Consider the following 9,886-nt stretch of genomic DNA (forward strand, 5'->3'; position numbering starts at 1 on the left):
CCGCGCCGCCCATGCCGCCGGCGCCGCCCTCGCCGCCCATGCCACCGACGCCGCCCATGCCGCCGACGCCGCCCTCGCCGCCCACGCCTCCGGTGCCGCCGGTGCCCCCGGCGCCGCCCTGGCCGCCCTGGCCGCCCTGGCCGCCGCCCGTGCTCGACGAGCTCGTCGTGGTGTTCTGCGACGGTTCGTCGCTACACCCGACGGCGCCCACGGCGAGCGCCGCGAGGACCCCCGCCACCGAAAGAGATCGAAGCTTCATGGAAAAACTCCTCATCGAGGTCGCACGTCCGGGATGGGCACTACCAGGCGCGCGGACCGGATGAAAGAGGCTTTTCGGGAGAGGAGAAGTGTTTTGAAGAAACGCGGAGGGCGATCGTCGGGACGATCACGGGCAGTTGATCTTCGTGCAACCCACGAGCCCGTCGGCGCTACACGTGCACGTGTTGCAACCGTCACTCGCCTGCCACGAATCGCCGGGTTGGTAGGTTTGTCCGTCGTAGGTGCACGCGAGGCAGGCCTTCTCGGTGCAAGCGACCGAGCCGTCGGCCATGCAGGAGCATGTATTGCAGCCGTCCGTCGAGGGGAACGTGTCGCCGAGATGGTAGGTTTGTCCGTCGTACAGACAAGAACAGTCGTTCTCGGAGCAACTGATCGAGCCGTCTTCCCCGCAGGCGCACGTATTGCAGCCGTCCACCGAGGAGAACATGTCGCCGGGCGCGTAGCCGACCCCCTGGTAGATGCACGCGGGCTCGACGCAGGCCTTCTCGGTGCATGCGATCGAGCCGTCGGCCGTGCACGTGCACGTATTGCAGCCGTCGTCCGCGGGGAAGGTATCGCCCTCGTTGAAGACCTTGCCGTTGTGGGTGCAGCTCGTGACGCACGCCAATCGCGTGCAGAGCGTCGACCCATCGGCCTGGCAGGTGCAGGTGTTGCAGCCGCCGGCAGCGGTGAATTGTTCACCGACGGAGAATTGCTTGCCGTCCACCTCGCAGCCGCCGCCGCCGGCGACGTCGAAGAAGATGCAACCGGCGGTCGTGACCGAGAGCGCCGCGAACGTGAAGGCCGAAAAGCAGTAAGAAAGGGTTCGTCGGATCATGTCGACTCCTGTGCCAGCATGAGCCAACCCAGCGGGCTGGCCGAGCGGAATGAGGAGCCTAGGAAGAACCGTGCCAGGCCGGCGCCGGACTTCGTGGGAGGTCCAACGGCCGGAAGCCCAAAGGCTTCCGCTCAAAAGAGGGGCGGGGAGAGCTCCCAGCCGACGAGGCCCGGGGTGCGGGCGCGGTGCCTACCGAGGTTGTCACCGAGGAAGGCCGGGCCGTCCGCAGCCCAGCGCGCGGTGAAGGCGTCGCGGAGGGCGAGCTCGGCGAGCTTGCCGCGCGGCGAGAAGCCCCACTCGGCCTCCTGCGAGACGTCGTCCGGGTCGGCGTAATACCGCCACACGAAGAAGCCCGCGCACGACCGGCTGTCGAGCAGCGGCGCGAGGAGCGCCTCGTACGCGAGGGCCTGCGCCTCCTCGTCGATCGTCACGTCCTTCATGCCGTCGGGCCACTCCCAGGGACGGATCGCCGGATCCTTGCGGGTCGTGTACCCGATCTCCGTGAGCACCACCGGCCGCCCCCACATCGCCGCGAGCCGCTCGATCCCCTCGGCGACCTTCCGCCCGCCCGCGAAGAGCGCCTCACGCCCCGCGCCGTCCTTGTCGGCGAGCGGATAGAACGCGTTGATGCCGACGAGGTCGAGCTCGCCGAAGATGAGCGTGTCCTCGGCGTCGTCCCAGTTCGCCGAGTAGGTGAGCAGGCCCGGGTAGACGCGGCGCACCTCCTGGATGATCGGGTAAAACAGGGCGGCGCGGCCCGTCGTGACGAAGCTGCGGAGCTCGACGCCGACGCTGAGCATCTCGGCGCCGCCCTCGGCCGCGACCTCGGCCCAGGTGAGCAGGAAGCGCTTGTACGCCGCGGCCCAGCGCTCCCACGCCGCGTCGTCGCCCGGATCGATGAGCGCGCGCCAGCCGCCGGTCTCGACCCAGAGGTGCGGCACGAGGAAGACCTTGAGGCCACGCGCGTGCGCCTGCGCCATCGCGTGAAGGACGTTCGCGCGGTTCTCCTCGAACGGCGCCTCGAAGGTGAGGTCGATCCCGTTCGGCTTCAGGTCCCAGACGCGGCCGAAGGGCGTGAGGCTGATCCACGTGGAGCCGAGCGCCTTGGCCTCGTCCATCGCGCGTCCGCTCGCCGGGCTGCCGTAGCCCTTGCCGGCGTGGCGGAGGCTCTCGATCGGGCCGATGGTGAGCCCGCGGATGCCTCCGCGCGACGTGTCGGCCCAGGCCGTGGGGCCATGGAGAGCGGCGCCGTGGTGCGCGGCGACGGAAGCCTGCGCGGGGGCGGCAGCGGCCAGGACGAACAGGCTTGCTGCGGCGACGGGGGTCCTCACGTTGGGCGACGGGATATAGCGCGAGAAACCCGACGTGTGGTTTGCTTTTCGCGGTCGCTGTCTGGCGCGAGCAGGCGAGCGGAGAGGAAGAACATGGACAACGAAACGATCGGGAGCACGCTGGATCAGGTCGCCGATCTCCTGGAGATCGAGGGCGCGAGCGTGTTCCGCGTACGCGCGTACCGGGGCGCCGCGCGCACGGTCTCCGCGCTCGCCTCGCCCGTGAGCACGCTCCCGGAGAAGGGCCCGGGCTCGCTGGAGGAGCTGCCGGGCATCGGCAAGGACCTGGCCGGCAAGATCCGCGAGCTCGCGGAGTCGGGCGAGCTCGCGCTTCTGCACGAGCTGAAGTCACGCACGCCGGAGAGCCTGATTCACCTCCTGGAGCTGCCGGGGCTCGGGCCGAAGCGGGCGAAGGCGATCCACGAGGGGCTCGGGATCGACACGATCGAGGAGCTCGAGAAGGCCGCGCGGGAAGGGCGCCTGCGCGCGCTGAAGGGCGTCGGGCCGAAGCTCGAAGCGCAGATCCTGGAAGGGATCGCGGCGCGCGCCGCGCGCGGCAAGCGGATCTCGCTCGCCGAGGCCGAGGCGCAGATCGAGCCAATCGTGGCGCGGCTACGCGAGGTCCCGGGCGTCCTGCAGATCGAGGTCGCCGGGAGCTACCGCAGGCGCAGGGACAACGTGGGCGACGTGGACATCCTCGTCGCGGCGGACACGAGCGTCGCGATCGGGAAGAAGCTCATCGCGGATCCGCAGACGGACAAGGTGCTCGCGGACGGCGACACGAAGACGAGCGTGCTCTTGAAGAGCGGCTTGCAGGTCGATCTGCGCGTGGTGCCGCAAGAGACGTTCGGCGCGGCGATGCACTACTTCACGGGGTCGAAGGCGCACAACATCGCGATCCGAACGCTCGGCGTGCGCAAGAAGCTCAAGATCAGCGAGTGGGGCGTGTTCCAGGAGGACAAACGCATCTCCGGCGAGCGCGAAGAGGACGTGTTCGCGTCGGTGGGGCTCGCGTGGGTGCCGCCGGAGATCCGCGAGGATCGCGGCGAGATCGACGCGGCGCGGGAAGGGAAGCTGCCGAAGCTCGTCGAGCGCGCGGACCTCTGCGGCGACTTCGTGCAAGGGAACCTCGACGCAGACGGGATCGCGGCGATCGCGTCGGCGTGCTGCGCGAAGGGCGCTTCGTGGCTGGTCGTGATCGGCGCGCCGCGACGCGAGATCGAGCGCGCGCAGAAGCACGCAGGGAAGGTGACGCTCTTCGCCGGCGCGGTGGTGCCGATCGGCGCGGAGGGTTCGGTCGGGACGAGCGAGGACGTCGACGTCGTGGTCGGGGAGATCCACGCGGCCGAGCTCGATGAAAAATCGCTCACGCAAGCGCTCGTCGCGGCGGCGAAGTCGGGGCGCATCCACGTGCTCGCGCGGCCGGTGAACGGCGGCAAACCCAAGCCGTTCGACGTGGAGGCGGTGGCGAAGGTTTGTCGCGAGCACGGCGTGCTCCTCGGGCTCGACGCGCGCCCCGCGTTCCTCGCGGGCGCCGACGGTTACGCGCGAGCGGTGAAGGACACGGGCGCGCGGATCGCCCTCACGAGCCGCGCGGCGAACGCGGACGAGGCCGCGCACATTCGCTTCGGCCTCGATCAAGCCCGGCGCGGCTGGTGCGAGGCGAAGGACATCGCGAACACGCTCTCGGCCGAGGAGCTGCAAACCCTCCTCGCGCGCCGCTGATCAAGCCCCGAGCATCACATCGTCGCGTCCGGCGGCCAGCCGGCGGCCCAGAAGAACGCCTCGCCCACGCCGTGGACCACGAGCACGATCTGAAACGTCGCGGCGGCGCCGAGCACGAGGCCGACGAGCCCGTGCAGGCGCCCTTTTCCGCGCCGCGTCACATAACCCCAGGCCGGCATCGAGAGCGGCCCGAACCACAGGAGCGCCGCCCCCCAGGTCGCCGCATTCCAGGCGCGTTCCCGCTGCTCTTCGGAGAAGCGGCTCTTGTCCCAGCGCTGAAGCGCGTAGGTCAGAGCGATCTGGAGGGCGAACTGAAGGGCAAAACGAGCGACCTGCATACGAACGCGAGCGGGACCGAGATGCTAGCCGAGGGCGCTCCCGTCTGGGGCGGTCTGCGAGGAGTCGCCTGCGCCTCCGTCCTCGCGCGGGCTCGGTGTGGAAACCGCAGAGCTTCGTACCCAAACCCCCTGGCAAGGGCGACCGAACAGGCGTAGAGGGGAGATCCGCCCTGCGACAAGGGGAGCGCGAGGGCGTGGACAGGAACCGACCATGACGACGACCGCGCCCAGCGACATTCGCAACGTTGCTCTGATCGGACACAAAGGAGCCGGCAAGACGTCGCTCGCCGAGGCCATGCTCTTCGTGGCGAAGGCGACGCCCAAGCTCGGCAAAGTGGACGACAAGTCGAGCGTTCTCGACGACTCGGCCGAGGAGAAGGACCACGCCTGCTCGCTCGAAGCGAGCGTCGCCTACCTGCACTGGAACGGCAAGAAGGTGAACGTCGTGGACACGCCCGGCGAGGGCAGCTTCCTCGCCGAGACGCGCCTCGCGCTCGGCGCGGTGGACGCGGCGGTCCTCGTCGTGAGCGGCAAGGACGGCGTGCAGCCGATCACCGAGCGCGTCTTCGCCTGGGCGCGCGCGCAACGCCTGCCGATCCTCGTGGTCGTCACGAAGGTCGACGCGGAGAACGCGCAACCCGACGACGTCGTGAGCGAGATCAAGGCGCGCCTCAAGGCGCCGCTCGCCGTGATGGAGCACCACGTCGGCGAGGGCCTCGACTTCCAGGGCATCATCACGCTGCGCACGAAGAAGGCGTGGATCGGCAAGCCCGAGGCGCCGAACGCGATCGCGGCGGGCACGGTGCCTGCCGACCTCGCGGGCGCGCTCGATACGGGCCGCGCCCGGCTCGTCGACGACGTGGCCGGGACGAACGACGAGCTCACCGAGAAGTACCTGACCGAAGGTGATCTCACGCAGGACGAGCTCGATCAGGGCCTGCGCGACGCCGTGCGCGAGGGCAAGGTCGTCCCCGTGTACTTCGCCTCGGGCACGCGCCCGAGCGGCATCGCGGCGCTGCTCGACGGCATCGTGGAGCTCATCCCGCCGCCCACGGCGCACCCGACGTGGAAGGGCACGGTGCCCGGCGGCAAGGTCGGCGCGACGCCGGCCGCGGCCGAGCGGCCGAGCTCGACCGACGCGCCGACCGCGGTGTTCGTCTTCAAGACCTCGATCGACCCGCACGCGGGCCGCACCTCGTTCGCGCGTGTCCTCTCGGGCACGCTGAAGCCCGACAGCGCGATGCTCAACGCGTCGACGGGCAACGCCGAGCGCGTCGGCAAGATCTTCAACATCGTCGGCAAGGACGCGAAGCCCGTCGACGAGGCGAAGGCCGGCGACATCGTGGCGCTCGCGAAGCTCAAGTCGACGCTGAGCGGGCAGACGCTTTCCGACGAGAAGCACGCGTTCCAGTTCACGGCGCCGGAGCTTCCGCCGGCCCTGTTCTCGCGCGGCGTGAAGTTCGAGGGCAAGGGCGCCGAGGACAAGGTGAGCACCGCGCTCTACAAGCTCACCGAGGAGGATCCGGGCCTCAGCGTGTCGATCGAGGAGACGACGCGCGAGCTCGTGGTGAGCGGCCTCGGCTCGTTGCACCTCGAGATCACGGTCGAGCGCATCCGTCGCCGCGTGGGCATCGATGCGCGCCTCGGCGCGCCGCACATCGCCTACAAGGAGACGATCACGAAGCGTGTCGCGGGCGTCGAGGGCAAACACAAGAAGCAGACGGGCGGCCACGGCCAGTTCGGTGTTTGTTACATCGACATGGAGCCCTTGCCGCGCGGCGGCGGGTTCGAATTCGAGGACGCGGTCGTCGGCGGCGCGATCCCGCGCCAGTTCATCCCGTCGGTCGAGAAGGGCGTCGTGAAGTCGATGGCGAAGGGCTTCCTCGCCGGCTTCCCGCTCGTCGACCTGAAGGTGCGCCTCTACGACGGCAAGTACCACGACGTCGACTCGTCCGACGCGGCCTTCCAGATGGCCGGCAGCAAGGCCTTCAAGGCCGCCGCCGCGCAGGCCGGCGCGGTGCTGCTCGAGCCTGTCGTGAAGATGCAGGTCGTCGCGCCGAGCGTGGCGACGGGCGACGTGATCGGCGACATCAACAGCCGGCGCGGCCGCATCCTCGGCACGGACACGGTCGAGGATCAGACGATCGTGAACGCGTACGTCCCGCTCTCCGAGGTGCTCGAGTACGAGTCGAAGCTGAAGAGCATGACGCAGGGCAAGGGCACGTTCTCGATGAGCGTCGACCACCTCGCGATCTGTCCGCCGATGGTCCAGGACAAGGTCATCAAGGACAGCGGCTTCAAGGTCACGGAAGAGGAAGACTGATCTCGAAGCGCCGTCGCTTCCGATCGATACGGCTCCGCATCGCCGCCGCAGGCTACGTCCTGCGGCGGATGGGGCCGCCCCTCCTCTACGCCTCCCTCTATCTCCTCGTCGCGACGTTCGTCTTGCGCTGGGATCTCCGGCGCGGCGGCGAGCGTTTGCCCGACTTCACCGAGACCGTCTGGTCGCTCTGGACGCTGCTCGTCTTCGAGCCGACCGAGCCGTTCCCTCACACGCCCGTCGCGCGCGCCGTCTTCTGGTTGACGCCGCTCGCGGGCCTCTTCCTGCTCGCGCAGGGCGTCTTCAAGATCGGCGCGTCGCTCTTCGACCTCGCGACGCGGCGGGAGGTGTGGACCTCGATCATGACCGACATGATGAGCGGGCACGTCGTGGTGTGCGGCGTCGGGCACGTGGGCTACCGCGTGATCGAGGAGCTTTGCAGCCTCGGTGAGGACGTCGTGGCGATCGAGCAGAACGACGCGAAGGGCTTCCTCGAAGCGGTGCGCGAGAAGGGCGTGCCCGTGCACATCGGCGACGCGCGTCGCGACGAGCTGCTCGAAAAGGTCGGCGCTGGGCGCGCGAAGGCCGTCGTCTGCGCGACCAGCGACGACCTCGCGAACCTGGAGATCGCGCTCGACGCGAAGCGCATGAACCCGAGCGTGCGCGTGGTGATGCGCATGTTCGATCAGAGGCTTGCGGGCAAGGTCGGCGGAGCGCTCGGGCTCGATCAGTCGTTCTCGACGAGCGCGCTGTCCGCGCCGCTCATCGCGATCCAGGCGACGTACGAGGGCGTGCGTGCCGCGTACCGGATCGACGACGTCGTGCGCGTGACGGCCGAGGTCACGGTGGGCGCGTCGCAGGCCGAGGCGACGGTGATGGACCTCGAAGAGCGGCTGCCGTGCCGCATCGTGAGCCGCCGGAAGAAGCCCGACGAAAGTTTTGCGTCCGTACGACCGCGCGACGTCATCCGCAGCGGCGACACGCTCGTCGTCGACACGGCCGCCGTGGATCTGCCGGCCGTTCGTTTTCAGCTCGGTTGAAGGAAGGGCTCAGCGGGCCCGCTCGGTCGCTGCCCGAGCACGTTCGTTCGATCCTTCGGGCACAAACAAAACCCGGAGCGCCATCGCCGCGATCGCGCCGCCGACGATCGGGCCGAGGACGAAGACCCAGAGCTGATCGAGCGCGACCCCGCCCGCACAAAACGCCGCGCCGAGCGCGCGCGCCGGGTGCGCCGGCAGCCCCGTGACGGGCATGCCCACGAGGTGCACGAGCGTGACGGCGACGCCACCCGCCGCGGCCGAGAGCTCGTGCTGCAAGCCCGGGCGCGCGTGGTGCGTCGCGCCGAGCAGCACGAACGCGAGGAGCGCCGAGAGGCCGATCTCCGCGGCGATCGCTGCATCCGCGCCGTAGAACCCGGGCGAGTGCCGACCGAACCCGCCGGAGAGCGCGTCGAGCACGCCCGGCGCCCCGCCCGGCCTGCCCCGCGCGATCGTCACGGCGAGCCCGACGCCCGCCGTCGCGCCTGCGATCTGCGCCGCCACGTACGGCACCACCTCGCGCGCCCGCAGCCGCCCGGCGAGCGCGGCGGCCACCGTGACGGCCGGGTTCAGGTGCGCCCCGCTCACCGGCCCGAGCGCGAGCGCGGCGCCGGCGAACGCGAGCCCGAACGCGAGCGCGATCCCGATCGTCCCGAGCGCCGCCCCACCCACGGCCGCCGCCCCGCACCCCGCGAAGACCACGATGAAGGTCCCGATGCCTTCGGCCCAAGCTCGTCGCACGCCGCGCCTCCTTCGTCCCCAAGCGTAACCCAGGGCCGGCTCGGAGTTCCCCGCGCGCCGTGATTTCAGCTCGGTCGGCCTCCGCTCCACCACGACTCGGCGAGCGAAGCATCCTCGACGGTATCGATCTCCATGTAGCCGCCGAACGTGTCCACGCGGTGCATCGGCTCGCCCCGCTCCAGCATGTGCTGCAGGAGGTCGATCAGGTACGCCTTCTCGAACGTGCGTCCCTCCCGGAACACGCCCTCCGGATGCGCCGCCTTCGCCTCGTCGTAGGCATGCACGAACCGCCGCGCTCCTTCGGCCGACAGCTTCATCACGCCGATGAACTCGCCCGCCGCCTGCTCCGACACGATCCGCCGGGACAGCTCCACGACGCGCCGATCGTCCGCGCGCATCTTCTCCGCGTCGGTCTCCGGGTGCTGCGAGCGGCCGTGGTAGCGCCTCCGCCAGTCCGTGTCGCAGGCGAGCGTGATGTCCCAGTCGCTCGGCGCGCGCACGAGGTCGGCGACGATCTCGGGGCGGTAGACGATGTCCGCGTACGTGGACACGAACCCCTCGGCGAGGTGCTCGCGGGCGCAGAGCAGCGAGGCGAGGATGTTGTTGTGCTCCCAGCGCTCGTTCACGACGTACGTCAGGTCGGGGTAACGCGCCTGGATGACCTCGGCCTTGTAGCCGCAGATGAAGATGATGTCCTTGCGGGAGAAGCCGCCGGCGGCGAGCGCCTCGAGGATGCCGTCGAGCATCGGGCGTCCGAGGACGGGGACCAGGGTCTTCGGGATCTCTTCGGTGAGGTGGCGGAGCCGGCTGCCGCGGCCCGCGCCGATGATGATGGCCTTCACGGGGCGGCTCGTTAGCATGGCTCGGGCCCGGCGTCGTGGACGCACAAAAAGCCGCGAGCGGCCCCGGAGTACCGGGAGCCGCTCGTGGGGGACCACGCGGGGGTCTGGATCAGTCCGCGTCGGCGGCGCAAGCGCCGTACGAGCCGGAGCAACCCATGGGCTCCGCCGTGTTCGCCACGCAGTTCACGCAGTCGGCCGACGGCATCGTGCCGGCGCAGAGCGAGTCCGTGCAGACGGCCGCGCAGGCGCCGCCGTTGCCGCAGGTGCAGGCGAAGACCGTGTTGTAGAGCTGCTCGGCCTCCTTGCCACCGGCCGTATCGCAGAACGCGAGGTCCGGATCGTCCGTCGCCACCGCGCAGGACTCGGTGCACATCCCGCCGCCGCCCGCGCCACCGGCGCCACCGGCGCCGCCCGCGCCACCCGCGCCACCGGCGCCGCCGGCACCGCCGACGCCCG

At 70.3% G+C, this 9,886-nt stretch carries 8 protein-coding genes and 2 pseudogenes; 3 read left to right on the top strand and 7 right to left on the bottom strand.

Going from position 1 to position 9,886, the window contains the following annotated elements; all coding sequences use genetic code 11:
• The 3 genes and pseudogenes from QHF85_RS48810 to QHF85_RS48820 all read right to left on the bottom strand — a co-directional run.
• A pseudogene (locus QHF85_RS48810) lies at positions 1-259 on the bottom strand (hypothetical protein); the annotation flags it as partial.
• A 126-nt stretch (positions 260-385) separates the two neighbouring features.
• On the bottom strand, positions 386-1,096 hold the full coding sequence (locus QHF85_RS48815; protein ID WP_281334419.1) for a hypothetical protein: 711 nt from the start codon (positions 1,094-1,096) through the stop codon (positions 386-388).
• A 131-nt stretch (positions 1,097-1,227) separates the two neighbouring features.
• A complete protein-coding gene (locus QHF85_RS48820) occupies positions 1,228-2,427 on the bottom strand; it encodes a hypothetical protein (RefSeq protein WP_281334420.1) in 1,200 nt (399 codons plus the stop codon).
• A gap of 93 nt (positions 2,428-2,520) precedes the next feature.
• Here QHF85_RS48820 and QHF85_RS48825 point away from each other — a divergent pair, with 93 nt between their 5' ends.
• A complete protein-coding gene (locus QHF85_RS48825) occupies positions 2,521-4,152 on the top strand; it encodes a helix-hairpin-helix domain-containing protein (RefSeq protein ID WP_281334421.1) in 1,632 nt (543 codons plus the stop codon).
• Between the two features lie 14 nt (positions 4,153-4,166).
• On the opposite strand, the gene QHF85_RS48830 is transcribed toward QHF85_RS48825, so the two are convergent.
• Entirely contained in the window at positions 4,167-4,490 is a 324-nt protein-coding gene (locus QHF85_RS48830; protein WP_281334422.1) for a transcriptional regulator, read from the bottom strand.
• Positions 4,491-4,701: 211 nt separating this feature from the next.
• Here QHF85_RS48830 and fusA point away from each other — a divergent pair, with 211 nt between their 5' ends.
• Together fusA and QHF85_RS48840 are read left to right on the top strand one after the other, a co-directional pair.
• A complete protein-coding gene (gene fusA / locus QHF85_RS48835) occupies positions 4,702-6,813 on the top strand; it encodes an elongation factor G (RefSeq protein WP_281334423.1) in 2,112 nt (703 codons plus the stop codon).
• 68 nt (positions 6,814-6,881) lie between these two features.
• The gene (locus QHF85_RS48840; RefSeq protein WP_281334424.1) at positions 6,882-7,850 is read left to right on the top strand and encodes a potassium channel protein; all 969 of its coding nucleotides are present in this window, start codon (positions 6,882-6,884) and stop codon (positions 7,848-7,850) included.
• Positions 7,851-7,859: 9 nt separating this feature from the next.
• On the opposite strand, the gene QHF85_RS48845 is transcribed toward QHF85_RS48840, so the two are convergent.
• The 3 genes and pseudogenes from QHF85_RS48845 to QHF85_RS48855 all read right to left on the bottom strand — a co-directional run.
• On the bottom strand, positions 7,860-8,588 hold the full coding sequence (locus QHF85_RS48845) for an aquaporin (RefSeq protein ID WP_281334425.1): 729 nt from the start codon (positions 8,586-8,588) through the stop codon (positions 7,860-7,862).
• Between the two features lie 65 nt (positions 8,589-8,653).
• A complete protein-coding gene (locus QHF85_RS48850) occupies positions 8,654-9,430 on the bottom strand; it encodes a phosphocholine cytidylyltransferase family protein (RefSeq protein ID WP_281334426.1) in 777 nt (258 codons plus the stop codon).
• A gap of 109 nt (positions 9,431-9,539) precedes the next feature.
• Positions 9,540-9,886 (bottom strand): annotated as a pseudogene (locus QHF85_RS48855) (hypothetical protein); the annotation flags it as partial.

This window comes from Polyangium sp. 6x1, from assembly GCF_029946515.1.
Taxonomy (GTDB): Bacteria; Myxococcota_A; Polyangia; order Polyangiales; family Polyangiaceae; genus Polyangium.